The organism is Priestia sp. D3YE.R1 (assembly GCF_049199565.1).
Taxonomy (GTDB): domain Bacteria; phylum Bacillota; class Bacilli; order Bacillales; family Bacillaceae_H; genus Priestia; species Priestia aryabhattai.
The window spans coordinates 2,079,909-2,106,495 of record NZ_JBLTHW010000001.1 but is presented as its reverse complement, the minus strand read 5'-3'; the positions used below and the strand labels follow the sequence as shown (position 1 = coordinate 2,106,495).

24 protein-coding genes and 1 pseudogene are annotated in these 26,587 nt (G+C 39.5%); 2 read left to right on the top strand and 23 right to left on the bottom strand.

Translation table 11 applies throughout. The annotated features are described in order from the left end of the window. Positions 1-10 precede the first annotated feature (10 nt). From ACOZIR_RS11145 to ACOZIR_RS11095, 11 genes and pseudogenes are all read right to left on the bottom strand, one after another. A complete protein-coding gene (locus ACOZIR_RS11145) occupies positions 11-571 on the bottom strand; it encodes a deaminase domain-containing protein (protein ID WP_045291824.1) in 561 nt (186 codons plus the stop codon). Positions 572-805: 234 nt separating this feature from the next. Beyond that, positions 806-1,144: pseudogene (locus ACOZIR_RS11140) on the bottom strand (T7SS effector LXG polymorphic toxin); the annotation flags it as partial. 305 nt (positions 1,145-1,449) lie between these two features. Then, on the bottom strand, positions 1,450-1,929 hold the full coding sequence (locus tag ACOZIR_RS11135) for an antitoxin YezG family protein (protein ID WP_045291794.1): 480 nt from the start codon (positions 1,927-1,929) through the stop codon (positions 1,450-1,452). After that, the gene (locus tag ACOZIR_RS11130; protein ID WP_080890165.1) at positions 1,922-3,973 is read right to left on the bottom strand and encodes a T7SS effector LXG polymorphic toxin; all 2,052 of its coding nucleotides are present in this window, start codon (positions 3,971-3,973) and stop codon (positions 1,922-1,924) included. The genes ACOZIR_RS11135 and ACOZIR_RS11130 overlap by 8 nt, the downstream gene beginning before the upstream one ends. Positions 3,974-3,991: 18 nt before the next feature. After that, complete coding sequence (locus tag ACOZIR_RS11125) at positions 3,992-4,249, bottom strand: YwqI/YxiC family protein (protein WP_045291795.1); 258 nt, start codon at positions 4,247-4,249, stop codon at positions 3,992-3,994. Further along, positions 4,246-4,677 carry a YwqH-like family protein gene (locus ACOZIR_RS11120; protein ID WP_045291796.1) on the bottom strand — a complete coding sequence of 144 codons (432 nt, stop codon included), beginning with the start codon at positions 4,675-4,677 and terminating at the stop codon, positions 4,246-4,248. Before ACOZIR_RS11120 ends, ACOZIR_RS11125 begins: the two co-directional genes overlap by 4 nt. Positions 4,678-5,013: 336 nt before the next feature. After that, entirely contained in the window at positions 5,014-6,408 is a 1,395-nt protein-coding gene (locus ACOZIR_RS11115) for an MATE family efflux transporter (RefSeq protein WP_045291797.1), read from the bottom strand. A 154-nt stretch (positions 6,409-6,562) separates the two neighbouring features. After that, on the bottom strand, positions 6,563-7,195 hold the full coding sequence (locus tag ACOZIR_RS11110; RefSeq protein ID WP_013083477.1) for an HlyD family secretion protein: 633 nt from the start codon (positions 7,193-7,195) through the stop codon (positions 6,563-6,565). A 29-nt stretch (positions 7,196-7,224) separates the two neighbouring features. Then, a complete protein-coding gene (locus ACOZIR_RS11105) occupies positions 7,225-8,880 on the bottom strand; it encodes an MFS transporter (protein ID WP_045291798.1) in 1,656 nt (551 codons plus the stop codon). A 193-nt stretch (positions 8,881-9,073) separates the two neighbouring features. Then, positions 9,074-9,511: a MarR family winged helix-turn-helix transcriptional regulator gene (locus tag ACOZIR_RS11100; protein WP_045291799.1), complete on the bottom strand. Its 438-nt coding sequence runs from the start codon at positions 9,509-9,511 to the stop codon at positions 9,074-9,076. Between the two features lie 116 nt (positions 9,512-9,627). Next, positions 9,628-10,389, bottom strand: a complete 762-nt coding sequence (locus ACOZIR_RS11095) for an exodeoxyribonuclease III (protein WP_045291800.1) — start codon at positions 10,387-10,389, stop codon at positions 9,628-9,630. A gap of 169 nt (positions 10,390-10,558) precedes the next feature. On the opposite strand from ACOZIR_RS11095, the gene ACOZIR_RS11090 reads away from it, so the two are divergent. Both ACOZIR_RS11090 and ACOZIR_RS11085 read left to right on the top strand, forming a co-directional pair. Continuing rightward, positions 10,559-10,717 carry a hypothetical protein gene (locus tag ACOZIR_RS11090; RefSeq protein WP_169746660.1) on the top strand — a complete coding sequence of 53 codons (159 nt, stop codon included), beginning with the start codon at positions 10,559-10,561 and terminating at the stop codon, positions 10,715-10,717. Positions 10,718-10,803: 86 nt separating this feature from the next. Then, positions 10,804-12,063 (top strand): erythromycin esterase family protein, encoded by a 1,260-nt coding sequence (locus tag ACOZIR_RS11085; RefSeq protein ID WP_048019158.1) that lies wholly within the window; start codon positions 10,804-10,806, stop codon positions 12,061-12,063. A 36-nt stretch (positions 12,064-12,099) separates the two neighbouring features. Here the strand turns inward: ACOZIR_RS11085 and ACOZIR_RS11080 are convergent, their stop codons facing one another. The 12 genes from ACOZIR_RS11080 to ACOZIR_RS11025 form a co-directional block, all read right to left on the bottom strand. Beyond that, positions 12,100-12,573, bottom strand: a complete 474-nt coding sequence (locus tag ACOZIR_RS11080) for a heme-degrading domain-containing protein (protein ID WP_328121106.1) — start codon at positions 12,571-12,573, stop codon at positions 12,100-12,102. 13 nt (positions 12,574-12,586) lie between these two features. Then, positions 12,587-13,621 carry an oxidoreductase gene (locus tag ACOZIR_RS11075; RefSeq protein ID WP_045291803.1) on the bottom strand — a complete coding sequence of 345 codons (1,035 nt, stop codon included), beginning with the start codon at positions 13,619-13,621 and terminating at the stop codon, positions 12,587-12,589. Continuing rightward, entirely contained in the window at positions 13,618-14,388 is a 771-nt protein-coding gene (locus ACOZIR_RS11070; protein WP_045291804.1) for a DeoR/GlpR family DNA-binding transcription regulator, read from the bottom strand. The genes ACOZIR_RS11075 and ACOZIR_RS11070 overlap by 4 nt, the downstream gene beginning before the upstream one ends. Positions 14,389-14,662: 274 nt before the next feature. Next, complete coding sequence (locus tag ACOZIR_RS11065; protein WP_028413052.1) at positions 14,663-15,754, bottom strand: toxic anion resistance protein; 1,092 nt, start codon at positions 15,752-15,754, stop codon at positions 14,663-14,665. 18 nt (positions 15,755-15,772) lie between these two features. Beyond that, positions 15,773-17,389: a YceG family protein gene (locus tag ACOZIR_RS11060; RefSeq protein WP_328121103.1), complete on the bottom strand. Its 1,617-nt coding sequence runs from the start codon at positions 17,387-17,389 to the stop codon at positions 15,773-15,775. 94 nt (positions 17,390-17,483) lie between these two features. Next, a complete protein-coding gene (locus ACOZIR_RS11055) occupies positions 17,484-18,062 on the bottom strand; it encodes a TerD family protein (RefSeq protein ID WP_045291806.1) in 579 nt (192 codons plus the stop codon). Between the two features lie 35 nt (positions 18,063-18,097). Further along, a complete protein-coding gene (locus ACOZIR_RS11050; protein WP_025751616.1) occupies positions 18,098-18,676 on the bottom strand; it encodes a TerD family protein in 579 nt (192 codons plus the stop codon). A 24-nt stretch (positions 18,677-18,700) separates the two neighbouring features. Next, a complete protein-coding gene (locus tag ACOZIR_RS11045; protein WP_045291807.1) occupies positions 18,701-19,297 on the bottom strand; it encodes a TerD family protein in 597 nt (198 codons plus the stop codon). A gap of 285 nt (positions 19,298-19,582) precedes the next feature. Beyond that, positions 19,583-23,221 (bottom strand): multifunctional 2',3'-cyclic-nucleotide 2'-phosphodiesterase/3'-nucleotidase/5'-nucleotidase, encoded by a 3,639-nt coding sequence (locus ACOZIR_RS11040; protein WP_045291808.1) that lies wholly within the window; start codon positions 23,219-23,221, stop codon positions 19,583-19,585. A 627-nt stretch (positions 23,222-23,848) separates the two neighbouring features. Next, positions 23,849-24,295 carry a DUF6376 family protein gene (locus ACOZIR_RS11035; RefSeq protein ID WP_052942383.1) on the bottom strand — a complete coding sequence of 149 codons (447 nt, stop codon included), beginning with the start codon at positions 24,293-24,295 and terminating at the stop codon, positions 23,849-23,851. A 396-nt stretch (positions 24,296-24,691) separates the two neighbouring features. Beyond that, entirely contained in the window at positions 24,692-25,672 is a 981-nt protein-coding gene (locus ACOZIR_RS11030) for an ABC transporter permease (RefSeq protein ID WP_045291810.1), read from the bottom strand. Further along, positions 25,665-26,576, bottom strand: coding sequence for an ABC transporter ATP-binding protein (locus tag ACOZIR_RS11025; RefSeq protein ID WP_045291811.1), 912 nt, complete (start codon positions 26,574-26,576; stop codon positions 25,665-25,667). Before ACOZIR_RS11025 ends, ACOZIR_RS11030 begins: the two co-directional genes overlap by 8 nt. Positions 26,577-26,587 lie beyond the last annotated feature (11 nt).

Below are 26,587 nucleotides of genomic sequence, written 5' to 3'. Positions count from 1 at the left end.
GAAATTAAGTTTAAGGAATAATTCTATTACCATTGTTGTGTATGACTTCTAATTCAATATTTTTATATTTAGCAGCAAACTCTGCTATGACTTTACTGCAACTGTCGCAAGTATCTAATTCTGTAAATAACTTGATTTTACCAGTAGCTTGTGTATTCTCTCCAAGCTTAGAAGCAATATCATTTAGTATTTTATACTCCGTATCTGTATTCCTTAAATAACTCTCTCCCTCTTTACCAACTGCTTCTGTAGCTTTAAACATTGGATTTTCAGGTTGTAAAGAAATATCAGGCACCTTATGCTCAAGATTTCCTTTGAGTTCATTTATGCTGCTTTGAGCATAAAATTCAGATTTACTTAGCCCACTGACATCCACTTCTGCAACAGCAAAATTACCAGATTTCTTATACCTACTTGTTAAATTCCCTCTTAGTTCTTTCACTCTACCAATTATATGTGCTTCTGTTACTGAATCTATTTGTCTCGTTGGATATACTTTTCCCGTACCCTTAGTACCTTTTTGAATTTGACGTTCACTCACACGCTCTACTTTTACAGGCTTTTCAATCATCTGCATCGTCTGTTTCTTCACATTCTGCAAGGTCTCCCTCACCGTCTGCTGGGCAAGTGCTGGCATGAGTCTTGGCATACTGCTGTCTAGGATGTTGTTATACGTTTTATGTAGCGACTGCGTCCAAGATGCTGGTGCGTTTTTGACGCTTTGGTAGGCTTGCTTTGTGACGTTGGCAACGGCGCTTGTGCGAAGCGTGTTGCGCATGTTGTTAAGCTTTTCGGTTCCTTTGGTCGCAAGGCTCTGTCCCATTTTCCCCGCTACCTTCGTAGAAAGCGCCCCAGCTCCAGCAATTCCTAATGCTTGCAGAAGGCTTGCTTTACGCTGCTCTTCACTGATTTTATTCCCGAACATGTCGCGTCCGGTCATGTATTCTCCTAGCCCGTTTGCGGCCACAAGACCGTAGAGGCCTTTTTCGGTTTGCTCCAGGACTTTGAAGGATTTGGCGGATTTGTAGGCGTCTAAGGCGTGATCTGCTGCGCTTAGGCCTTTAGCCGTTTTGTAGATGGCTTTTCCGCCTTTTGCGGCTCTTCCTAACCAGCCGACAACCGGAATGAAGCCGGCTGCTGTGACGTAGATAGTTTTACGCCAGCGACAAATATTTAAGTGAAAGATATTAATATCAAGAATAAATTCTCATTCATACTCCACGTTAAAATTTACCTTTAATTTACAATTATCATATAATTGGTTGGTTAAACGACTTATTATCCTTGCCATCATAATAAAAAACTTGATAAGTCTTAACTTATCAAGTTCATAGAATAGAAACCCTCTATGGTTTCCATTTAGCTCACATTATCTTAAAGAGTAGAATATTCACTAAGACAGCTTACTTCATAAAAAACCCTTTTAATTTTCGCTTTCGTATTAACCTTTTAGTTATCTTTTACAGCCTCAAGATATCTCTCTAGATGTTTTTTCCCTAATTTACTCTTTGGTAAGACACCAAGATATTCATATTTCCATATTGTCTTCCTAGCATAGGAATCTGCTGTTGAAAGATCATCATAATTAAATTGGATGTTGAACTTTCCTTTATTGTCAAAAACTAAAGTGAAATTGGTCCATGGCTCTTGCATTTCATTCTCAATAAACACTTTCCATAGTTCTTGTATGCAATCTAATAACTCATTCCATTGTTTAGAATATTCTTCTTCACTTACTGGAAAAATTTCAGGAATGTCGTGGCTGTAGATAATCTCATCACTATCATTAGGATGATAATAGAAGTAAGCTGTTTGCGCACCTTCAACTACCTCACCATAAAGGTAAACTTCAGACCACTCTTTGGGAATGGTCTCTATTACGATATTCGCTATGTCTTGGTATAAATTATTCAATTTTTCTTCATTCATCTAATATTCCTCCTGGTACATTATCAAATCGCCTAAAATCCCAATCTTCTTCACCAATTTTATACCTAATATTAAAACTACTTGGACGTATAGAATCGCCTTTATAATTTGGTGTTATTTTCACTTGTACTTTTTCATCAAGTTCCAAGGCATCGGCCCATGTATTCTCAAGTTTCTTCCATTCGCCCCTATTTAAATTACTATTCATAGGAACCAAATTATCGAGGTTTCCAGACCCTTTGAAAATACTGGCAATTAAATGACCTCCGTCATCATCTGACAAACGATCATTATGTCCTACAACTCTTTGTGCGTATTTATTTCTTCTTGCTTTTCCTAAGGTTAATGTTCCTTCACAACTTGTAATTCGTCCTTTTTCATCAGTAGTGTAAGTATGCCCAGATTTAGATGTATATTGAATGTCTGGTTTTAATACTTTTTTACGATTTACTCTTGTATAATGCTTACCATATTGAACTTTATTTACTGTCCTACCTGTAGATGTTGCCACTTGAACTGTCTCTACACTATCTCTTGTTGCTGCAAATTTCACAATGTGGTCTTTGGCCGTATCTATTACATCACCTAATTTAGCAGGAGGCAAATAACCACTTTCCAGTTGATAATGTGGCTGCGGTAAAGATACGTTTCTTAAATTTTCATATCCTTTTTTCACATGTTCAGCAAGTAAATTAGGTGATTTTTTCACACCTTCGTATGCTTTATTGAATTTTGATCCAATTACATTTTCTCTCAACACATTCCGCATATCACTAAGTTTCTTCGCTCCGTTTGCCACGGCATTAGCGCCTGCTTTCGCTGTTTTCCCCGCTACCTTCGTAGAAAGCGCCCCAGCTCCAGCAATTCCTAATGCTTGCAGAAGACTTGCTTTACGCTGCTCTTCACTGATTTTATTCCCGAACATGTCGCGTCCGGTCATGTATTCTCCTAAGCCGTTTGCAGCCACAAGACCGTAGAGGCCTTTTTCGGTTTGCTCCAGGACTTTGAAGGATTTGGCGGATTTGTAGGCGTCTAAGGCGTGATCCGCTGCGCTTAGGCCTTTAGCCGTTTTGTAGATGGCTTTTCCGCCTTTTGCAGCTCTTCCTACCCAGCCGACAACCGGAATGAAGCCGGCTGCTGCCATGGCTCCCGCTGCGACGCGCTGTGAGGTGGAAAGTTTTTCACCCGTAACAGGGTCCACGCCTTCTGCTGCTCGTTTATAATCATAATATCCGCTGACCTCTCCTGTAAAGGTAGAAACCGCGTCCCACGTTTTTTCATACCACGGCTTGTTTGCTTCTTCTTCTTGCTTTTTTTCCAGCTCGTATACTTCTTCTTGCTGCTTGTTGTAGTCAACATATGAAGTGGCATAGTCGTTTAGTTTTGTTTGAACTTTATACAGCTCGCTGTCGTGATAGGCTTTTTCGTCAAAGGCAAGCTGATAGACACTTCCTCCTTGACTCGTAGCAAGCTCTAAGCCGCTTACTAGCGTATCCACTACCGCATAGAAATCGTCCATTTCGCTGTATTCTTTTGACCATTCAGCGTCAAGCTGGTTCACTGCTTCAATTGTATCGGTGCGTTTTTTCTCTGCTTCTTCTATTTTATCGTTAAACTCACTCGTTGAAAACGCTGAAATAGAGACGATATCGTCAATGCCGTTTAAAATACTCTGCAGATCGTCGTGCTGCTGCGCAACCATTTCTTTAGCATTGCTGTTGGCGTTTTTTAGCTCTGTTTCTAAAAATGATTCATCTACAATCGTGCTTCCTGATAGCTTTGCTTTTTCAGCTTTAACGTGAAGCGTTGAAAAATAGCTTTGCTGCATTTTAATTAAGTTTTCCCACTGTCCGGCCGTATCGGCGTGCTGCTTATAAAAAGATTTTATATTGTCAGCGCCTTTTCCTTCTAAGCTGCCATCTAAGTCCGCTACGCCCTGCAGCGCTTTTTTCAGTTCACCCAGCTGGCTGAGTAACTCATCGTAGGCTTTTTCCCTGTCTTTTGCTACATCAAACAGCGCTTTTGCATCGTATACCTTTCCCACAGTCATCCCCCTTTGCTGCTACGAATGGATAATAGATTCGTCTTGTTCTTTTAGTAAGTCTACATTAGATTTTGTATCTTTTACGTTTTTGTTTAGTGCTTTTATATAAGTAGAAATAAGCGTTTGAATTTCTTCTTCGCGCGCTGCCCATTTCTCTGTAGTATCAAGGCTGTTTTTTCCAAGGTCAGGCATTTTGCTAATGGATAAATTTCCAATCGCTGTGCTGACTGCTTCAAGCTTTTTGATAACGTCAGCGTGATCAAGCTTAATTGTCATGAAAACAGCCCCTTTCTAATTTCACTAATCTTGTTTTCTACTGCGTCATAGGCTTCTTCACCTTTAGCTAATAAAGAATCCGCTTCTCCAATAACGGCGTTCAAGCCGCTCAAAGCTCCTTTTTCAGCTTCTAGCGCCCATATCTTTGTTTCAATTTCACGAATGTATCCATCGTAATCACCGTCTAAAATGCCTTTTATGTTGTCGTAGGCTGCCGTACGTTTTTCGTCAAAATCATCCGATAACGTACCCGTCCATTTGTCTCCCAGCTCAGGCTTTTTGATGTGTTCAATTTCTTTTAATGAAACAGCTTGTTCATGCTCAATTTTACTTTTAGCCGTTCTTAGCTTAGAAATTTTCCCTTCTACATCTGAGACTCTTCCAGATACTTCACCCAGCAGTCCGTCTAATACGCTTCCTAACCCCATATCGTTCCTCCTGTTCCGCACATTTCGAGTTTAATCCAATAATTATAAGTATAAAATTTGTCTCATTATAGCTAAATAGGAAAAAACTCTCTTTTTTATGCTTCTAGTTTCATGAATTGAGATAAAAATGAAAAATAAGAGGAAAAAGACTCATGTCTAAATACGTTATCCAACCATATACCGTTATCTAAAACAAAGAATAAGTAGAATAAAACCATTTCTTTGTACCCATACCCGTTTTTTCCCACAAATTAAAGCTTTTTGCGTAAAAAGACCAACTTCACTTCGTTTTTTTACACAGCAAAAAACCTCTGCACATCCTGCAGAGGTTTTGTTTTATACTTGAACCGGCGTTGGTTCTTCAGCTGTTTGTTCGTGCTGTATAAGTCCGTAGTTTTCCCATGCTCGGCTTTTCCAGCGGAAAAACATAATAACTGCGCGCGTCCATTCATCGGCTGCGATGGCAAGCCAAATGCCAGCGAGCCCCATGTCTAAATGGAAAACGAAGAAATAACCGAGCGGCAAGCTCATCATGACCATCGACATCGCACCAATTAACACCGGATATTTGGCATCTCCCGCTGCCCGCAGCGAGTTAATCAGCACAATGTTCATCGTTCTTCCCGTTTCAAGCACAATGCTCAGAAGCAGCACCGTCGCCCCAAGCTTAATAATGTGCGGATTGTCTGTGAACACGCTGATCAGCTGTGTTCTGAATGTCATCACAAGAACAACCATCATCATCGTTACGGCACTGGCCCACTTGACGCTTTTCCATACGCGATGGTACGCTTCATCTTTTTCGTTTCCGCCTACTAAGCGGCCGACAATAATCGCTGTGCCCATTCCAATCGCAATGGCAAATAAGTAAATGAACATTGAAATATTCATCGCGTACTGTCTCGCAGCAAGTGATTCTGCTCCTAAGTACGTCGCATAGTATAAAAAGACAATTTGACAGCCTTGATACATCACTTGTTCAAAAGCCGACGGAATACCGATTTTTAAAATTTTACCGATATATTCTTTTGAAAGCGTAATGTAGTATTGAAATTTCACTCTATATTCCATCACTTGATACAGCAGCCAAAAGAACACAATAAGGGCAACAAATCGGCTGAACGCAGATGAAATCGCTGCTCCTTGCACGCCCATTTCCGGAAAGCCGAACTTCCCGAAGATTAAAGCATAGTTTCCTGCAATATGAAAAATGTTCATTCCAAGTGATACAAACATCGCCTGCTTCGTAAAGCCATGTACGCGAATAATTGCTGCAAGAGAGTTAATAATCGCTTGAAGAAAAATAGCTCCTCCAACGATGGATAAATAGCTTTGTGCATACATCAGCACGTCACCTTGTAAGTTCATCGCTTCCATCATATGCCTTGAAAACAAAAGAAAACCCGCGCTAATGCCTAGCCCGACTCCTAAATTTAACGTAACGGCCAAAGCAGAAATCTTTGACGCTTCCATATACCGTTTTGATCCTAAATACTGAGAGACAACAATTGCGGCCCCGTTACCAATAACCTCTAACACTAAAATCGCAATGTGAAGGTATTGATTGGCTGCTCCGACTCCTGATACGGCATCATCCGACAGCGCACTTAGCATAAAGGTATCAGCAATCCCCATTAACATAAAAAGAAACACTTCTAAAAAGATCGGCCACGTTAAGAAAAACAAATTCAGCTTTTCTTTTGGCCCTTTTTTTGTTTCGACCGCGGTCATCCCATCACCTTCTTTACCGATATCCAATTTCAAACAAGAAGTATCTTACCACACATTCCCTTTGTATACATCCCCTTTTTAGCACATTTTTTATTTTATTTGTTTAGGCATAAAAAAAGCCGCTTCCTTGAAGGAAGCAGCTTTTTTTCCGTTATTAAATTGAAATTTTCACTTCTGCGTTCATACCTGGAAGAACTTTATCTGATGCATCATCAATTGAAATTTTCACCGGTACTTTTTGCGTTACTTTTGTATAGTTTCCTGTGTTTTGAGCCGGAAGCATAGAAGACACTGAGTTTGTTGCGCGACCGATTGCTTCAACATGACCTTTAAAGACTTTACCTGAATCTCCGTCCACTGTAATGTCAACGCTGTCTCCTTCTTCAATATCACCTAGGTCTGTTTCTTTAATGTTTGCCGTGATATAGATTTTAGATAAATCAGCTGTTTGTGCTAATACATCGCCAGCTTTTACTAATTGATTTTGAGATGCGTTGTTTTTAATGATTGTTCCGTCAATCATAGACGTTACGTCTGTTGATTTGTCGCCTTCTTTTAAGCTTCCAACAGAGTCACCTTGAGAAACGCTATCTCCTTCTTTTGCATTCCATTCGCTCAACTGACCGTTAGCTGAAGCCATAACTTGTGAAAGCGGTGCTTCTACCTGCGCTTCATCTGTTTTAACGTAATTTGCTTTTTCGTAGAAATAATATCCACCAAAGCCTACTAGTAATAAAATCACAATGATTCCAACAATGTTAGTAACCAATAAACGACTTTTACTCATCGGAATTCCTTCTTTCTATAGTTAGTCTATTATACAGATGTTTCTTCTGTTTGAGGTGCCGGCAGCATTTTTCTTTCTTCTTGCGGCTCAGCTTTTTCTTGCACCTCTTCTTTTTGAACAAGAATTCTATTTTTACCGCTCCACGCTTTACTTAGTGAAGCAATGAGCATGATTACGCCTAAAATACCAAGCATGAAAAATAAGTTGTGATACGCATGTAAAATCGACGCTTTTTTAGCGCCTGCTACAACAGCCGTCACAGCCGATGTTTTTGCATCCGCTTGACTCATTCCCATACCCATATAGCGTTTAATCATTTCAGATAGCTGCAGCTTCACCTGAGGATCTACTGAGCTAATTTGACCTCGGAAATCTTCATAATAAATCGCGTTTTGTCGAACAACAAACCACCCAATCACAGGTGCTATAATGGCTCCTAGTAAATTTCGAATGGAGTGCAGGGAAATCGAACGCATGGAAGCTTGATGTAAATCTCCGGCTAGTGCCGCTCCTAATGCACCGGATACCAGTGCCATACTAACACCCATACCAAAGAGCATAATGTGAACATATAAACTTACTAGTGATGTATCAACTGATACGTTCACCCAGCTAAATCCCACAATGACAATAAGAAGTGATCCAATCGCTCCAAGGTAGCCTGGGCCAAACTTGTCATACAAGAATGTCGTCGCAAATGCTGAAATCAGTACCCCAATAAAGAAGTACAAATAAAAATAAGAAAGCGTAGTGTACGATGCATTTTGCACATTTTGCATGACGCCATTAATACCTGCGATTGCTAAGATGTATGCCATATGACCGCCAATGGCCATAATTGTACCCGCAACTGGTTTTACGGCTAGCAGCGATTTTAATGGTACTAGCGGATTTTCAGCCGCTAAATCAACTAAGACAAAAATGACAACTAACCCTGCTGCAGCTAGTAAGAACGGCCACACTTGAATAGAAGCAAATCCTTCATATCTTAGTTCATACAGTGGATACACTAATAAAATCATAATAAGACTAAGAATAAAGATACTTTTCTTATCTACTGGACGGTCTTCTTGCTGAGTTGGATCATGAGCAGGCAATACCTTATATCCGATAAACAGACAGACAAGAGAAGCTATTATTCCTAAAACAAAAACCCAGCGCCAGTTATCCATGCTAAGAGATACAGCGCCTAAAAAGGCTCCAATTGCCGTTGAACCGAAGAGCCCGCCGATCGCTAACACTAAAAAGAAGTTTCGAATTTTATTCGGAAACGAGATCAGCGCAGCTGGAATAATGGTTAAAAACAGCATTCCTGAGCTTAAGCCTTGAATCAGACGACCAAGGGATAAAAACGCCACATTTTCAGAAAAAACGTTGATAATCGAACCTGCTAAAAAGACTAAAACGAACGTTAAGTATGCTTTACGTACGCCATATTTTTTCGTCAGCATCGGACCAATTGGTACCCCAAGTCCAAATGCCAAGTTAGAAATAATAGATGGCAATAGTAAGCTTTGTGTACTCGCATCAAATCGATTTTGAATCAATACTTGATTGACCGTGTAAGATAAATTCAAAAAATATTGAGGGCCAATTGAAAATAGCGTTAAAATCGCCATAATTAAGTATTTAGGTACGCTTAAACCTTGTTTGTCGGAGGCTACTGCTGGATTATTCTGACTCATATTTATTCCTCCTTTTATTAAATTCTTTTCATATGACTAACAATTCCTTACATATTTTATTGTACAAGTTGTATAATGCAAGTTATAGCAGCACTACATATTATACATCTTTTAATGAAGAAATCAACTTCTTTGTTTCAACTTAAAAAGACTATTTTTCAATAGCCTTTTTGTTTATCTATATGTATTCGCTTTAACATCCATTGCTGCGCCATTTTTTAAAATTATGATTCAAGCGGGATAAGCTTTTTTCCAGTACTAAAATCTCTTCTTCCGACCAATCTTCTAACACTTCAGCATAGGCTTGTTTACGCTTGCTTTGTACATGCTGCAAAATATCTTTCCCTGCATCCGTCATTTCAATTAAACTAATCCGCCCATTTTCTGGACTTGGAAAACGACGAACAAACTGTTTATTCTCAAGCGCAGATACTTGCCGGCTAGCTGTAGATAAGCTCAGCTTTAAATTTTCAGCTAATGCATTAATCCCGAGCGGACTGCGCTGATCTAGCTCGCTTAACAGTAAATATTCAGACCGGTCCAAGCTTCCAAGCTTGGGGCTGTGCGTCGTTGTTAGACGAACAAGCAGCGCAATTTCGTGCTCAATGGTTTGCAGCGAGTCTCGCTTCACCTCTGTCTCCCCCTTTATCTCCTAGGACATTCTGTACTTTTCGATATGTTTACTATACCGCAACCGTTCGCGTGAACCAACCTTTTTCCGTTTTTCTTCTATTATATAGAAAGATATCATAGATGGGGTACATTTAATTCTAGCATCACAGGACAGTGGTCGCTTCCCATTACATGCGGATGAATAGCAGCTTCTTGAATAACGTCTTTGATTCTCTCCGATACGATAAAATAATCAATGCGCCATCCGATATTTCGTTCTCTCACTTTGTTCATATACGACCACCACGTATAGGCTCCTTCTTGATTCGGATACAAATAACGAAATGTATCAAGAAATCCGCTAGCAAGAAGCGTCGTCATTTTCCCTCGCTCTTCTACGGTAAAACCAGAATTTCCTCGGTTTGGCTTTGGATTACGCAAATCAATCTCTGCGTGTGCTACGTTTAAGTCTCCGCATAAAATCACTGCTTTACGGCTATTTAATTTGTTTAAGTACACGAGCAGATCGTCTTCCCATTGAAGCCTTTCTTCAAGCCTTGCTAAGTCTCTTTTAGAATTTGGTGTATACACATTTACTACATAGCATTGTTCAAATTCAAGCGTAATGATACGTCCTTCGTCTTCCGATTCTTTATCCACACCGTATGAAACCGATAAAGGCTTTTGCTTTGTAAAAACAGCTGTTCCGGAATAGCCTTTTTTCACGGCGTAATTCCAGTACTGATAATATCCTTCTAGCTGCAAATCAATTTGGCCTTCCTGCAGCTTCGTTTCTTGAATACAAAATACATCCGCATTCACTTCTTGAAAATAATCTAAAAATCCTTTTCGCACACACGCACGAATGCCATTTACGTTCCACGAAATCAACTTCATAAACTCTTCACGTTCTCCTCACTTCATTTATGTATCAGTGTTTAGTGTAGACAATTTTTTGCATGAGTTCAAATAATTTAAAGGATACACTTCTTTTTAAGGTATTCCTGATATTTCTTCTTATTTTATTTTCTGTACCTCAAACACTAGATATAAGAGGTGAAACATAATGTCAACAAACAACACATATGAAAATAACGAAAAAGTTTCTGCTGTTTCTAAAAAAGAAGAGCACCCTACTAAAGAATGCGCAACACAGAATCAAACAGCGCTTACTAAAGAAGATTTTTCTTTAAATGATTCTGCTATTAAGCACTTTAGCAGGTAATTCATAAAAATAAAAACCCGTTAACTGGTAGCAAGACTTGTTGTACGAAGCTCTTGCTATCCATTTCTTAAAAACAAGGTGATCATATGCTAAAAACCATTCAAATGATAGAAGCCATTAAAAAACATTCTATGCCTTTTGCTAATTTCGATGACTTACTGCCGCTTATTAACAAATCAAGCCGCGCTCAATACGTACTTCTCGGTGAAGCATCTCACGGTACATCTGAATTTTACAAAATTCGAGCAGCTATTACGAAAGAATTAATTCAGCATCATGATTTTTCTTTTATAGCAGTGGAAGGAGACTGGCCTTCGTGTTTTGAAGTTAATCGCTATATTAAAGGATATACAAATCAATACGCGAATGCCGAAGATGTCTTAAAAACTTTTAACCGCTGGCCTTCATGGATGTGGGCTAATCAAGAGATCAAAGAATTAATTGAATGGCTTCGGGATTATAACAACAACTTACCAGCACATCAGCCGAAAGTAGGTTTTTACGGCTTAGATGTATACAGCCTGTGGGAATCGATGGAAGCTATTATTGAGTACTTAGAAAACAACCACGCTCCTGATGCAAAGAAAGCGAAAAAAGCCTTTGAATGCTTTGAACCTTTTCATCGCGAAGCACAGATGTACGGAATCTCTTCTGCTCTTTACGGAAAAAACTGCATGGTAGAGATCTTAGAGCTTTTACAAACCATTCAGCAAAAAAAAGATACCTACACTCACGAGCCTGAAGCTGCGCTTAGTATGCAGGTAAATGCGCTGGTAGCAAGCAATGCTGAAGCTTATTATCATACGATGATTACTAACGACAATGAATCGTGGAATATTCGCGATCGTCATATGGTAGAAGCTTTAAAATATATTCAAGCTTATTACAAAGATAGCGCTAAAGGAATTGTATGGGAGCATAATACTCACATCGGAGATGCAAGAGCAACGGACATGAAAAGCAGCGGCATGGTGAATGTAGGTCAGCTTACCCGTGAAGAATACGGACCGAAGCATGTTTACGCCGTCGGATTCGGAACTCATCACGGCACGGTCATTGCTTCTGATAGCTGGGGTAATCCTCAGCAGGAGTTAACCGTTCCTCCAGCTATAGAAGGAAGCTGGGAAGATACCATTCACCGAGCAGGTGCTTTTGATCAATATCTCATGTTCACAGAGGAAAACCGAAATTTTTTTCATTCAACGATAGGCCACCGTGCCATTGGTGTTGTATATGACCCAGAGATTGAACAATACGGAAATTATGTTCCTTCTCGCTTGTCAAAACGATATGATGCTTTTATTTATGTAGAAAAAACACACGCCTTATCGCCACTCATCTTTTAATTAAATAAGCGGACTTCCAACGAAGTCCGCTTATTTTTATTGCAAAAAGCTACGAATCGTATCGGTCACCAGTGCATGATCTTCTTCTTGTGACATGCCTGATACGGTGATGGTTCCAATTACACCGACGTTTTTAACCGAAATCGGAAATGACCCGCCTACCGCTTCGAATTCCTCAGGGTTCGCTGCATAAAACTGCGCGTAAGAACGATCTTTTAACTCGCAGTACAGCTTCATATAATACGAGCTGTGATGGTGGCGAAGAACGGTATGTGATTTTCGTTTAATCCATTCTTCGTGATCCGGAATCGCCCCTTCCATCGCATGATGAAAAAGTGTTTGACCATTTCGTTTAATACTTACAGTTACTGCCTTACCTTTTCTTTTTGCTTCATTAATAATCGCCGTGCCGATCTGTAACGCCTGATCATTTGTAAATTGATGAAAGATTAGTTCTTTTTCCTGTTGAACTACTTTTTCAAGCAGCGTCTCTGTCGAATGATTACTCATTGTTTCTCGCTCCTTAGTTAAAATAAACCGCTCGTTTTTCTTTGCTGCTTTCAAATGCCGCTTCAATGACTTTAACCACGTCACGAGCTTCTTCTGCTGAAACCGGAAGTTTTTCTCCTCGAAGCAGGCTGTCGGCGATTTTTTGATAATACGTTACGTAAGAACCGTGCAGCGTTTCAATTTCTTCCGTTTCGCCTTCGCCCGTTGTCAGCTTACCGTAGTGTTCAGGGCTGTCGGCTCCCCACGTATCATCCAGAGGCTTCTTACCGGCTCTTAACATATCTTCTTGGCCGTCAATGCCGTATTTAATATAGCTTGCTTTTGTTCCGTGAACTTGAAAGCGCGGCCCGTTGTTTGGCACAATGGCACTTGAATGTAAAATAACGCGAAGAGAACCGTATCCAAGCACTACGTGGAAGTAATCATCTGTACGTGCATGATCTCGCTGACCAAATACATCTGCTTGAATAAATTCAGGCATTCCAAAAAGGTGTAAGGCCTGGTCAATTAAATGAGATCCTAAATCGTAAAGCGCTCCTGATCCAGGTCCTTCATTTTCTCTCCAGCGGTCTCGAACAGCTGGACGATAGCGGTCAAAATGAGCTTCATACATTTTAACGTCGCCTAATTTCCCTTCTTCAATCAGCTGTTTCACTGTCAAATAATCATTATCCCATCTACGGTTATGATAGACGCTTAGTTGAACACCTTGTTCTTTTGCTAATTGAATTAATTCATTTGCTTCTTTTTCCGATACGACCATCGGCTTTTCAACAATTACATGCTTGCCTGCGCGAAGTGCGTCTTTCACCATTCCATAATGCATGCCGCTAGGCGTTGTAATAATAACTAAATCAATGCTGTCATCTTCTAGAAGTTCAGATAAAGTACTCACTACTTCAACGTCTTCTAAGTCACTCTTCACCTTTTCAGGATTTGAACTCATTACTTTTGAAATATGAAATTCGTCTAACACGCTTAAAAGCGGCGTGTGAAACACTGTTGCTGAAAATCCGTATCCTACTAATCCTACTTTTATTTTCTTCATTGTATTTCCTCTCCTTTATCAAAATCTGTTACGATAAGCCGCACTTGATTTTGTTCTATTTTTTCTTTTACATCCGCTTCTGGGTCTTGATTTGTAATTAAGATATCAATGTCGCTCATATCACATACTCGGTGTAAAAATTCACGTTCAAACTTCGTATGATCCGCAAGCATAATCACTTGTCTTGCGCATTGAATCATCTGTCTTTTTAAAAACGCTTCTTCTTCACTTGGAGATGTAATACCATCTGCATCAACGCCGCACGTACCTAAAAACAGCTGATCTACTTTGTATTCCTGCAACGTAGAAATCGTTCTTGGCCCGGTGACGTTACGGTTTTTTCCGTTAAACTTGCCCGGCAGCAAAAACGTATCACACGCTGTATATTGATCGAGCAAATTCACATTATCGATGGAATTCGTAATAACGGTTACATGCTTTACATCCATGTACTTCGCCATCAGTGCGATGGTAGAAGACGTATCTAAAAGCACGTCATACCCCTCCGACATTAACGCAGCTGCTTCTTTAGCAATTTGTTCTTTCGCTTTGGTAGGCGTCCGTTCACTGTAATCAATGATATGACTTGACGATAGCGTTGCTCCGCCTTTAACTCTCATAACCTCGCCGTTTTCTTCAAGCTTAACTAAATCACGCCTCGCCGTATCTTTTGAAACGGTAAACATATCGCAAATTTCGTCTAATGTAATCGTGCGGTGTGTGTGAAGGTATTCAATAATCGCACTCATGCGCTGCTCTTGATACACCCGAATACCCTCCTTTTTTACTTTGATATGAACTAATTGTAGCGCAAAGAAAAGTTAAAAACCAGCAAAAAACTTAAAATAATTAAGTTTTTTGCATTTTTAACTTAAATTATAAACGTACACGAACGCCTTTTGGAAATAACTATCTTATTTTGGATAATACTTCTTTTATATCTGATACCCTTTCACGCTTTTCACTAATCGCTTGTAGATCAGACTTCTAGCAAACGTATATGCAAAAAAAGCGGGAATCGTAAAGATTCCCGCTTTTTCGTTACATCTTATGTTCAAGCGCCTTGAAGTTTTCTTGAAATTGCTCCAAGCGAACAAGTCCTTCTTCACGAAGGCGTTTATTTTCCTCTTCAATTGCTTTTGTTTCCTGCATTCCTTTCATAATAATATTCCACGTTTGCTCCATCGTTTCTACTTTTACGCTAGGGGCACCGGACATTTTGGCGATTTTAACGCTTTGCTGTGAAATATTTTCTGCATTTCGAATGAGCAGTTCATTTGTACGTTTGTCTAATTCGTTCATCGACTCAGCTACTAAATTTTGACGCTTCGCTGCAATGGCATTAATGAGTCCATTTTTAAAAATGGGAATCGTTGTAATAAACGCAGAATTGATTTTTCCGATCAGCTTTGTATTTCCTCGCTGCAGCATGCGAATTTGAGGAGCGGATTGATAAGATACTTGTTTTGCCATTTCTAAATCATATAATCGCTGCTCCATCAGCTCAACCGCATTTTTTAAGGTTTGAAGCTCCATTGCCGCCAGCTGATTTCCACTCGACGCTCTTTCTTCAAGCACCTTTAGCTCTTGTTTTAACTCTTCTACTTTCACTTCGCCCGCTACAATGTATTTTTCAAGCTCCATATAATACTGATAGTTTTGCTCGTAAAGCTGTTCAAGCGTTGTGGTTGAATGCTTCATTTCGGTTTCATATTTTGTGATTTCAACATACACTTTATCAATTTCAGAGCCCATCGTCTCATATTTTTGAAACAGCTTGTCCACTATTTTTTGACCGCGTTTAAAAAGCTTAGAGAAAAACCCTTTATCTTCAACAAAATCCTTTGCATCAAATTTGTCCATAATCTTTCCAAGCTGCTTTAATAATTGACTTGACTCTTCCATGCTAGACGATTTAATTGTACTAAGCACTTTTCCGGAAAAAGAGGAAATTTCATTGGCTGTTTCTTTCCCATACTCAAGTAAAGCCAGCTGATTTTTATAATCAATTTGTTCTGCTAAGCGACGTACTTCCGGCTCTTCTCGCAGTTTTGCTTTTACTTCGTTAGGCTTTGTTTCTAAAACCTCTTCGGCTTCGTTTACATCTAAAGGCTGTAATTCGTTTGTTGCCATTTAAAAACCCTTCTTTCTTTAAAAGATTCGTTTTAACCATTTTTGAATGAGCGACGGCTCTTTGAATTCTTCATTAAAGCTAATATCTTCTAGCCAGTGCATATCGAAATACTTTTCTTCGACGAACGCTTCTATATCCAGTTGACCCGTCGGATTAAAGAGAACAATATCAACGCCGAATTCATTTAATAGAAGCAGTAAAGCTGCATCTTCACGCGTAAACGCTTCTCGTTCATTTCCATGATAAATAATGAGACGGGGTACATGCTGCGTATAATCAAACTTTTGAAGCATGCGAAGCACGTTGTTTGGAAGCTTCAACGACTGATTAAACAAATACATTTGATGCTGATACGCATCTTCATGATCTAACCGAAGAAGCTTTGAATGTGCACAGTACCTAGAAATAGCTGCAGCGAGCCCTTGCTGAAGCCCGATAGGCAGCTCTTTATAGCGCCACCAGTTGCTTTCAATCATTTTATCAGGACTGAGCGTGCCATCACTTCCGAGAGCTCCTTGATAGTGAAAGTGATTATTTCCCTCTATCTTTTTGGCAAAAGGAACAGAATCAATCGTCAGAGCTAACTCATTTTCCGTTTGCATGAGCTCATGCACTTTACTCCAGTACTCTTTTCGGTTTTTAGAAATACCAAGTACTTTTGAAAACAGAACCGGCACGTGTACATACGGCTTTGACACTTCAAAATTAGGGCGGATAAACGCGCGTTCTCTCATTAATAAAAAAATTTCATCATACGTTGTTTTGAGAGTAACTGAAGTAGGAAAGTAAGAGCGAAATTGCCATGGTTTATACAGCATGGACTCCTCTGAATGAAGCACTTGCTCAATTTCTTGAGACGCTCGAAATGCTACTGTACCTTTTCGAACCGGTTTATCCGTTGGAAAAGGTACAAGCGAGCTAGTAGAAGGAAACGTATAAACCGTTGTTAAATGCTGATTCTTATCTACTTCTTTTAAATTATCTTTTCCTTCTGGATGAAAGGTAAGGACGTCAAAACCTAGTAAAATTAAATAATAGAGAAAATACTGCTCGCTTTTATTTGCATCTCCGTACCACATGATACGAGGCGCGTGCTCAGGAAATGTTTTATCGACCAGCCAAGGTGTTAGATGATTCCACTGCCACTTTATTAAATCGATTAATACGCGTTGAAAATGTCCGTCCATAAAGCCATCTGCGTGCTGTTCTTTAAAGCACGTTAACGTTTCAATAAATTTTTCACGTACTCTTCTATGTATAGCGGGATTTTCTGACTTCACGATCAGCTTTTTTCCTTCTAAAAAAGCAAACAATCGATTGACAGAAAGGCCGCGTTCTTCTTGATTAATTTTAAGAATCGTTTGTACTTCTTTTAATCTATCATTTGAAATGGACTTATCAAGCTTATCGTGCAGGACAAGGATCGATGATGATGAATGTGCAAGTTCATAAAGAAAGGCTGCGTACTCGTCCGCATCAAGATGGGTGCCTACATATCTTCCCGCCACTTGTTTATAAGAAGTTTGCTGCTCATTTTGTACAAAGTCACCTCGCAGAGAAACATCTTTAGAAAAAAGAGAAATTCCATCCTGCTCGTTAAGATTAATCATATGAGGATCAATTAGTTTACTCACGCCTTACAGCTCCTTTCTTTTCAGACATATACATGCTAAAAAGAAAGGGTACTCGTTAAAGCACCCTTTCTTTTTCATTTATCGCATGCCTTTTTTATACGGATAATCCATAGTTGCGGCAAAGGTCGGCCAAGCCACCGGAAAATCCGCTGCCAATGGCATTAAACTTCCAGTCGTTTCCGTGCTTGTATAGCTCGCATACAACGACAGCTGTTTCGATTGAAAAATCTTCACCTAAATCGTAACGAAGCACTTCTTCATTTGTTTCGGCATCAATCAGACGAACAAACGCGTTGGATACTTGTCCAAAGTTTTGTCCGCGAGCATCTGCGTCGTGAATGGTGACGCTAATTCCGATTTTTTCAACGTGGTCAGGAAGAAGAGAAAAATCAACGGCGATTTGCTCATCGTCTCCGTCTCCTGCACCTGTACGGTTGTCACCGGTATGCTCCACAGCTCCGTTTGGACTTTTTAAATTGTTGTAAAAAACAAACTCTTCGTCATTTACAACTTGGCTTGATTTATTGGCTAAAAATGCACATGCATCTAAATCGAAATCTTGAGACCCAGCATATCTATTTGTATCCCACCCAAGACCTACTATTACTTTTGTTAAGCCTGGGTTCGTTTTGGTTAGGTCAATGCGCTGACCTTTTGATAAAGAAATTGACATAAAAACATCCTCCGTACATTTTCTTACTTTAATGATTAGGCGTTTAAACCAAAGTCGTTTACAAGTGCCGCTAAGCCGCCTTGATAGCCGCTGCCAATAGCATTGAACTTCCATTCTCCACCGTGTCGATACAGCTCGCCTACCACGACCGCTGTTTCGATCGAGAAGTCTTCACCTAAATCATAACGAATTAACTCTTCGTCATTTGTTGCATTTAAAATACGAACGTAGGCGTTGCTTACTTGGCCAAAGTTTTGACCGCGTGCTTCCCCTTCATGGATCGTAATGGTAAACGCAATACGTTCAATAGATTGAGGCACATTTTTCAAATCTACTTGAACCTGCTCATCGTCTCCTTCACCTACGCCCGTACGGTTATCTCCGGTATGCTCAACCGCTCCGTTTGCACCCGTCGTATTATTGTAAAAAATAAAATCAGATTCTGAAGCGCATTTTCCTGCTCCGTTTAATAAAAAGACCGATGAATCTAAATCAAAATCGTTTCCACCGTCATACTTATTTACATCCCACCCAAGACCTACTACTACGTTTGTTAATCCTGGATTTGTTTTTGTTAAATCTACTTTTTGTCCTTTTGAAAGATTAATAGCCATTTCGTTCCCCTCTTTTCTAGTTGTTTATTTTGTATATTTGTTTGCAATTTCAGCCAATCCAGTATCTCTCGTTGCATCTCCAGTTGCTGAAAACTTCCACTCTTTTCCGTCTCGATAAATTTCACCCGCAAATAAAGCTGTTGCTCCTGAATGATCTTCAGATAAATTAAAGTGTACAAGCTCTTCGTTTTTAGCGCTGTCCACAACACGAATAAAAGCATTTTTAATCATACCGAAATCTTGGTTTCGCTCAACACACTGATAGATGTTGACTACAAAAACAAGTTTATGTACGTTTCCAGGAACATTTTTTAAATCAACAAAAATTTGTTCATCGTCCCCTTCACCTGCTCCGGTAAGATTATCGCCTGAATGTTTGACGCTTCCACAGTTACTATGACGATTCCCAAAATACACAACGGCTGAGTTACTTACAAGCCTATCGTTCGAATTGAGCATAAGAACAGACGCATCGCAGTCAATCTCTGGTCCGCTTCCTCCAAAACCAAAAAAGCTGCGTTTTTTTACAGGATCCCATCCTAATCCAACCGTAATAGAAGATAACCCTTCTCTTCCTTTTGTTAAATCAATTTTCTGCCCTTTTTGTAGATTAATAGCCACTTTTATTTACTCCTTTACTATAGCGAACACGTTCTTTTACAGGTTCTATATAACTTTACATAATAGCGTAGATAAATGAAAAAATAGTGAAATCTTTGATACTATTTTTAACGTTTACGTAAGTCTTCTTATGGAAAGAATACCACAATTTGGTGGTTGTTTCAAAAATTAAGCTGTCTTTTCTAACGTAAATTCATTGACTGAGAGTTTAAAATTTAAGTTAAACTATTAAAAAAAGGCTGTCTCTAAACCGGAAATCCGAGTTATGAGACAGCCTTTTTTGGCTTATTGAGCTATTTTTAAAGTCGGTTCTTGCTGTTCAGCTGTTTTAGCATCTGCCACGTTTCGAATACGGCCTTCGGCTTTGTATTCAAACGGGCTCTCAAGTGTTTTAATATATTTCACCGTTGCTTGTAAATCTTCTGGTCCCACTTCCATATCTGACGAAAGTGCACCAATACCATATTTTTCATTTCCGTACATATAGTTATTCACTACTACCGTGTATTCTTTTTCTTTGTCAATTTTACTTCCATCTGGAAGCGTGATATCGACGACTTTATTAGTACTACTGTCCCACGTATAGTTAAAGCCTGCAATATGAAAGTCTAGTCCGGATGAGGTAATTTGGTTATTCAGCACCGTTTCTAAATCCGCTCCGCTTAGCTTTACTTTATTTAAGACGTTGCCAAACGGCTGAATCGCAAATAAATCGCCGTATGTCACATCACCTGCATCAAGCTGTGAACGAACGCCTCCGCCATTCATTAAAGCAAAGTCAGCGTTCATTTCTGCTTTCATTCCGTCAGCTATTAAGTTACCAAGCGCCGTATCTCCTGTTGCTCCACTAGACGGATAGCTTTTTGCTAGAGTGGTAGATGAATTCCCAATAACTTCTGCTTTAATAGGTCCTGCTAGGTCTTCATATTTTTGCATGATTTTTGAAACTTCAGGATCTGGCGTATAGTCTTTTTGATATACGGTCACAATTTTTGCATCTTTTTTCACGATGTCACCCGTATTATCAATTTCAACATCTACATCAGAAAACGCTGAACCGTATGAATAAGCTTGAACAATTAGTTTGTTATCTACTACTTTGTTGTTGTATACGTGATTGTGAGCTGAAAAGATCACGTCAACTTCATCGTCAACTTTTTTAGCGATATCCGCTGCATCGAACTCAGTAGGCGCTCCGTTTTGATAAGAAGGATTATGAGCAAGTACCACAATGGCTTTAACACCTTGCTTTTTCAATTCTGCCGTATATTTATCGATCGCTGCTGCTTCGTCCGTAATTTCTAAGTTTTCATTTCCTTTACGTACAATCATGCTTGGCGTTTCTTGTGTTACAACGCCGATAAAGCCGATTTTCTTGCCGCCTACTTCTTTTATTGCATAAGGCTCCGTAATTAATTTATTAGTTGAAGTATCATAAGCATTTGCCGCTACCACCGGGAAATTCATGCCGTCGTATCCTTTTGTGCCTTTTGGATGGTCTCCGCCTTCAATCATACGGTGAAGCTCAGCAATGCCTTCATCAAACTCATGATTTCCAAGCGTACCTAGATCAAATCCAAGTGATTCCATCACTTCAACCGTTGGCTCATCTTGAAACAGCGCTGAGACTAACGGGCTTCCGCCAATCATATCTCCAGCATGAACTAAAAGCGTATTCGGATTTTCAGCTTCTTGTTTACGAATAGCTGCTGCTGTATATTTCATATTTCCAGCTAACAGCGTTTGGCCATTTGAATTGATTTTTGTATCTGTATCGAGCTGACCGTGCAGGTCGTTCATACCTAACAGCTGAATCTTTGTATTATCTTTTGATTCACCGTTTAAATTAATTTTGTAAATGCCAAATCCTTTGTCATCCGTTTTATTTGTATACGTAATGTTGCTTCCTTCAGTTAAATAGCTTTCTCCGCGCGGTGAGCTTGTGAACGTCACGTTAGCCGTTCCGTTAATTGGTGCAATGGACCAGTTATCGTCAGCTGTCGGCGTAATTTCTTTTTGTTCGGTGATGTAGTCCATTAGAATTTGACGGTTTTCATCCGCTGAATCCACCACAAGCTCGCTTCCTTTGAGACCTGGGAAGTTTCCGCCTCCGCCAGCTCGGTAGTTATTTGTCACAACGATAAACTCTTGATTCGGGTCAACTGGTTTACCGTTATACGTTAAGTTAACAACTCGGCTTGAATCTGCGTGAATCACGTTTCCATTCACATCGTATTTTGCTGGTTTTGTCACGTCGATTTGGTATTGAACGCCATCAATGACGTCAAAGTTATAAACAGGGAAGCTTGGGTTTAATAATTCCTGCTCTTCTGTTTTATTCGGTGTAATTTGATTAAACTTACCTGCAGACATATCAATCCAGTCTTTTACCACAGAACCTTTTACTTTGACAGCTTTTAACGTGTTGTCATATAGATACAGGTCGCCTGCGCTTCGGATCGTTAAGTCACCTTTTTTAATTTCCGTATATTCATCAACGCCGTTTCTTCCTGCTTTAAAAGGCGCTCCCACTGATAAAATCGGAAGGTCTTTATATTCCGGCTTGTTTTGAGAAACGTACTTTTCTACGTAATCTTTTTGTGCATTTGTTACCACTTGAATAGATGGATCATCTTTTACAAGAGAAAAATAGCTGTGAATATCATCCGTCGTTTTACCGATTGGTGTGTTCACGTATTTAACCGTTGCATCGTGATCTTTTTGAACTGCTTTAACAACACCTTTATCCGGTTCTACCGTACTTTGCGTAACCGTTTTCCCTGACGCGTCTTTTACATCTTTATACGTTTCACGCGTAGACGATTGAGAGCTTACTACTTTCCATTTTCCTTTTTCTTCTTTTAACGTTAAGTCAATTAAACCAAGTGACCCTCCGCCGTAACCTGCTTGGACAGCGGGAACGCCGTTGATTGTTCCTTTTGCATTATCAACGCCAGGAAGAGGTTTTTTATCTGCTCCAAGGAACAAACCGTCTAGTGAAGCTTCCGTTTTAGCAGGGAAGACTTTATGCGTATGCGAAAACGTAATAGCATCAATGCCTTTTACTTCACTTAATGAGTAAATGACATCTTCCGTGTTTTGCTTATTGCTGCTAAACCCAGAGTGAGCCATCGCGACAACTACGTCCGCGCCTTTTTTCTTCATTTCTGGAATGTACTTATTGGCTGTTTCCACAATGCCTTTTGTAATGACTTTCCCATCAAGGTTTGCTTTATCCCAATCGTTAATTTGAGGCGGTACAAAGCCAATAAAACCAACTTTAATCGTTCGTTTCTTTCCATTTTCATCGACGACTTTTTTATTCATAATTTTATATGGCGTAAATTTATTTTTATCATTTTTTGGGTTGTTGTCATGATCATCAACGTAGACATTGGCATTTATGTAAGGGAAATTTGCATCGTTGTACGCTTCTGCTAAGAAGTCTAATCCATAGTTGAACTCATGATTTCCAAGCGTTGCAATATCGTAATCCAGCTGATTCATTGCTTTAAATACAGGATGAACTTCACCTTTTTTCAGCGGGTTAATCTTGGCTTTATACGTGCCTAGAGGCGTTCCTTGAATGAGGTCTCCGTTATCCACTAATAAGCTGTTTTTTACTTCTTTTCGAGCATTTTTGATTAAGGTAGCGGTTTTAGCTAAACCTACTTTTTCATAAGGGGCGTCTTTGAAATAATCATAGTTTAATAGATTCGTATGAACATCGGTTGTTTCCATCAGGCGTATGTTCACAAGCGCATCTTTTTTATTATGGCCTTGATGCTTGCTTTGCTGTGAGCTTTGTCCAGGATGACGTTCTTCCGCTCCTGCCTGTGTAGTTAAAAGAGGCATCGATAATAGAGAAAGTGCCAGTGATGTGGATAGGATTTTCTTCGTTTTACTGCGAGTATTCTTTTTCATCTACCATTCACCTTTCAAGTAAGTTATCATCGCTATAAATCTAGCAACTGTTCAAAAATAGTATAGCAGAAAAGATTTATAAAGGATGTAAATTTTTTGATTTTTTAGTAAACCATTTGTATGCGTTTTATTAACTTTTTGTAAACCGAAAAATTTTTTTTAGTTTCTCTCTTTAAAACAAAGGACTATAGTTTTTATTAATTGGATGAACCCTCCTTTTTAAATGAGTCTTATTACCTAATAAATCAACATTCCCACGCCCTCTTTTCATTCGAAAAAATTTTATTTCAAGCGGTGTGTATATATGTACTATACATAGGATATGAAAAGCAGACATTAAGTTTGTCACAGCTTCTAACAAAATTTCGTAGATATAAAAAAGAAAGAGGAGGTTTTTGTCTTCTAACAAATAGATATATTTATATAATTTTACATTTATAACATGGAAACGAGGTTGAGTTATAAGACATACCTACTATATCAATCCAATCTAAAGCATCTATACACATGAAACCTACGTTCACCCTACAAATAAAAAAATCCGAACGAAGTTGATTCTCCATCAAGAATCTTGATTCATCGTTCGGATTTTCTTCAACTACATACTTTTGTCCCAGGCTCGCTTTTTTACTGACCTAATTCTTTAATTTGTTTCATAATACTTGATACATCTTGAATTGATTGAAACAATTCACTGTTTTTTAGCGCTTCCGGATTGAAGCTGCCATCCTTTATATTGGCTTCATAGGCTTCAATTCCACTAATGATTTTTTCGTTTTGTTGAACAAGCTGATCGTGCACATCAGAAGCGATGTCAGGAGCTTTGGTTTGATTAAAATCTTCAGCTTTCCCTTTCATTTCCTGCAGCTTTTGCTCTAGCTTTTTTATTGCCTCATCGTCATTAACAGCTTTTTCCGCTAGAGGCGGTATTTCTTCAGCAAACTTTTGTGCTTCACTCACGTAATCTTTCGCATCGTTTGCGTAGTTCAACGTACTGCTTGTATCTTCAAGAAAAGAACAGCCGCCGACCATAAAAAGAACAGCAGTTGATATGACTAGCATCCACTTTTTCACTTAGCACTCAACCTTTCTTATTTCTTTTCTGCTATCTTCTTTTCGATTTTCGTTTCTTTAACTCTTTCATAATAATGGGTACAGCTTTTTTTATTCCTTTTTTTACAGCGGGGCTTTTTAACAGTCTCGATAGTTTTGACATTTTTAAGCTCCTCTCTTCTTTTAAAATAACAAAAAACACCTTTACCACATGTGGTAAAGGTGTTTGTATCCAGACCTTTACCAATGGCAACATTGGCAAAGGTCTCGCTAACAATTTGCATTGTCAATAAAGCCGGAGATAATAATCTCGAAATGACGACTTTACTGCAAGAGCTACTCCCCTTTGAGCAAAACAGCATTTTTTGTTAACACAATCATAACGTACGTTCCTGATTATCGTCAACTTATATGGAATTAGTACACATCTTTTTTGGTAAATACCAGAAACGACACGAGCAGCCCGGCAAGTCCCCAAATGGTTAAAACACCCAAGGAAAACCCTAGTGTCATTCCTTCAGTCGGAGGAGCTGTGCCTTGCAGGTAAGAAGTTAAATTTAAATTGACCATAAACAAGTACTTAGCTGAATTCCACGAAGAAACCATACTGCTTAAAATCGTACCTGCAATCAAACAAGCAAGCATCACACCCATACCAGCAGCCGTACTTTTAATTAAAACGGACAGCATAAAAGCAAGCGTTCCAACCACCAGAGATACAAACCAAGCAAGGCCAAACTCCATTAAAATATATCTCCACTGCGAAATTAAATGAACGTCCGCTGTATTCAAATCATTGCCCTGCACGCTAAACCCCGTAAGAATCGGGGCTGTCCATCCTTTAAATCCAAATACAATGCCCGAAATGAGATACGACAACACGCCAAACATTAAAATTAAAAACGAGACGGACATGACGAGCGTGATATATTTACTAAGCAGGATTTTCCACCGTTTCACAGGCCTCGTCAACAGTACCTTGATGGATCCCAAGCTGTATTCTGAAGACACTAAATCCGCTGCAATAATCATAATCATCAGCGGCAGCAAAAGCTGAATAGCGTTTTCAATGAACCCTCGCACAAACGTTGGCGCTCCCGGTTCTGAAGGATTGATATCGTTATCTAAGTAATACTGCTGCTGCGCCACGCGAATTTCAAGCTGCTTGCGCCAATCATCTGAAATTTGGCTTCCGCTCAGCCGATTTTGCGTATCGATAATTTCTTGCTGCAGCGTACTGCGCCAATCGGTCGTTCCTAGCTTTTCTTGAAGGCGCTGCGTTTCGCGAAGCTGAGCATAGGTGAACATGGAAATCAAAACACCCATAATAAGGGTAACGATTAACAGGCGCTTTTTTCGAACGAGCTTGATCATTTCATTTTGAACCAAACTAATCAATCGATTCGCCTCCTGTCATTTCGATAAATAAATCTTCAAGAGTTGGAAGCTTTCGGTTCATTTCTTTTACCGTTACTCCTGCTTGAATGAGCTGTTTGTTCCACTCTCCCACTTCAGCTTCCTCATAAAACGTCGTGACATATTCTCCCTGCACTTGCACAAAGTCCGTCACTTGTTTTAAGACGTCTATTCCCGCAGGCTGCGGATCTAGCTTCCACAGTAAGCGCTCCTGCTGAGTTAACAGGGTCTTCACCGATTCTGTGTGAATAACTTCTCCTTTTGCAATAATCGCTACTCGGTCACACATCAGCTGAATCTCGCTCAGTAAATGACTGGATACTAAGACGCTTAGACCTTCACTTTCAGCTAAAAAGCGAATAAATTTACGCATGTCCCGAATCCCAGAAGGGTCTAGTCCATTCGTTGGCTCGTCTAAAATGAGCACTTTTGGTTTTCCGAGAAGCGCTTGCGCAATTCCTAAACGCTGCCTCATACCTAAGGAATACGTGCGAACTAAATCGTGGATACGCTCTTGCAAGCCAACTAATGCCACCACTTCATAAATGCGTTCTTCCGTCATAGAAGGAATCATACGTGAAAAATGCTGCAGATTTTCCCAGCCGCTTAAGTATGGATACAGCTCAGGATTTTCAACAATACAGCCGATATGCTCCATCGCTTTTGTAAACTGCTTCGATACGCTGTATCCACAGATAGAAATGGAACCAGCCGTCGGGCGAATCAAGCCGACAAGCATTCGAATCGTTGTCGTTTTACCGGCTCCATTGGGTCCTAAAAAACCGAACACTTCGCCTCTTTTTAATTCAAAATCAATATTTTTGATGATTTCACGTTTTCCTATTACTTTTCTCAGTCCTTTTACTGAAAGCGTTACTTCACTCATATCATTCCCTC

What these genes read in the sequence shown, in the direction of transcription:
- ACOZIR_RS11145 (WP_045291824.1), bottom strand. Translation starts at nt 571, where the DNA reads ATGATTGAAAAGCCTGTAAAAGTAGAGCGTGTGAGTGAACGTCAAATT.
- ACOZIR_RS11135 (WP_045291794.1), bottom strand. Translation starts at nt 1,929, where the DNA reads ATGAATGAAGAAAAATTGAATAATTTATACCAAGACATAGCGAATATC.
- ACOZIR_RS11125 (WP_045291795.1), bottom strand. Translation starts at nt 4,249, where the DNA reads ATGACAATTAAGCTTGATCACGCTGACGTTATCAAAAAGCTTGAAGCA.
- ACOZIR_RS11120 (WP_045291796.1), bottom strand. Translation starts at nt 4,677, where the DNA reads ATGGGGTTAGGAAGCGTATTAGACGGACTGCTGGGTGAAGTATCTGGA.
- ACOZIR_RS11115 (WP_045291797.1), bottom strand. Translation starts at nt 6,408, where the DNA reads ATGACCGCGGTCGAAACAAAAAAAGGGCCAAAAGAAAAGCTGAATTTG.
- ACOZIR_RS11110 (WP_013083477.1), bottom strand. Translation starts at nt 7,195, where the DNA reads ATGAGTAAAAGTCGTTTATTGGTTACTAACATTGTTGGAATCATTGTG.
- ACOZIR_RS11105 (WP_045291798.1), bottom strand. Translation starts at nt 8,880, where the DNA reads ATGAGTCAGAATAATCCAGCAGTAGCCTCCGACAAACAAGGTTTAAGC.
- ACOZIR_RS11095 (WP_045291800.1), bottom strand. Translation starts at nt 10,389, where the DNA reads ATGAAGTTGATTTCGTGGAACGTAAATGGCATTCGTGCGTGTGTGCGA.
- ACOZIR_RS11090 (WP_169746660.1), top strand. Translation starts at nt 10,559, where the DNA reads ATGTCAACAAACAACACATATGAAAATAACGAAAAAGTTTCTGCTGTT.
- ACOZIR_RS11085 (WP_048019158.1), top strand. Translation starts at nt 10,804, where the DNA reads ATGCTAAAAACCATTCAAATGATAGAAGCCATTAAAAAACATTCTATG.
- ACOZIR_RS11080 (WP_328121106.1), bottom strand. Translation starts at nt 12,573, where the DNA reads ATGAGTAATCATTCGACAGAGACGCTGCTTGAAAAAGTAGTTCAACAG.
- ACOZIR_RS11075 (WP_045291803.1), bottom strand. Translation starts at nt 13,621, where the DNA reads ATGAAGAAAATAAAAGTAGGATTAGTAGGATACGGATTTTCAGCAACA.
- ACOZIR_RS11065 (WP_028413052.1), bottom strand. Translation starts at nt 15,754, where the DNA reads ATGGCAACAAACGAATTACAGCCTTTAGATGTAAACGAAGCCGAAGAG.
- ACOZIR_RS11055 (WP_045291806.1), bottom strand. Translation starts at nt 18,062, where the DNA reads ATGTCAATTTCTTTATCAAAAGGTCAGCGCATTGACCTAACCAAAACG.
- ACOZIR_RS11050 (WP_025751616.1), bottom strand. Translation starts at nt 18,676, where the DNA reads ATGGCTATTAATCTTTCAAAAGGACAAAAAGTAGATTTAACAAAAACA.
- ACOZIR_RS11040 (WP_045291808.1), bottom strand. Translation starts at nt 23,221, where the DNA reads ATGAAAAAGAATACTCGCAGTAAAACGAAGAAAATCCTATCCACATCA.
- ACOZIR_RS11025 (WP_045291811.1), bottom strand. Translation starts at nt 26,576, where the DNA reads ATGAGTGAAGTAACGCTTTCAGTAAAAGGACTGAGAAAAGTAATAGGA.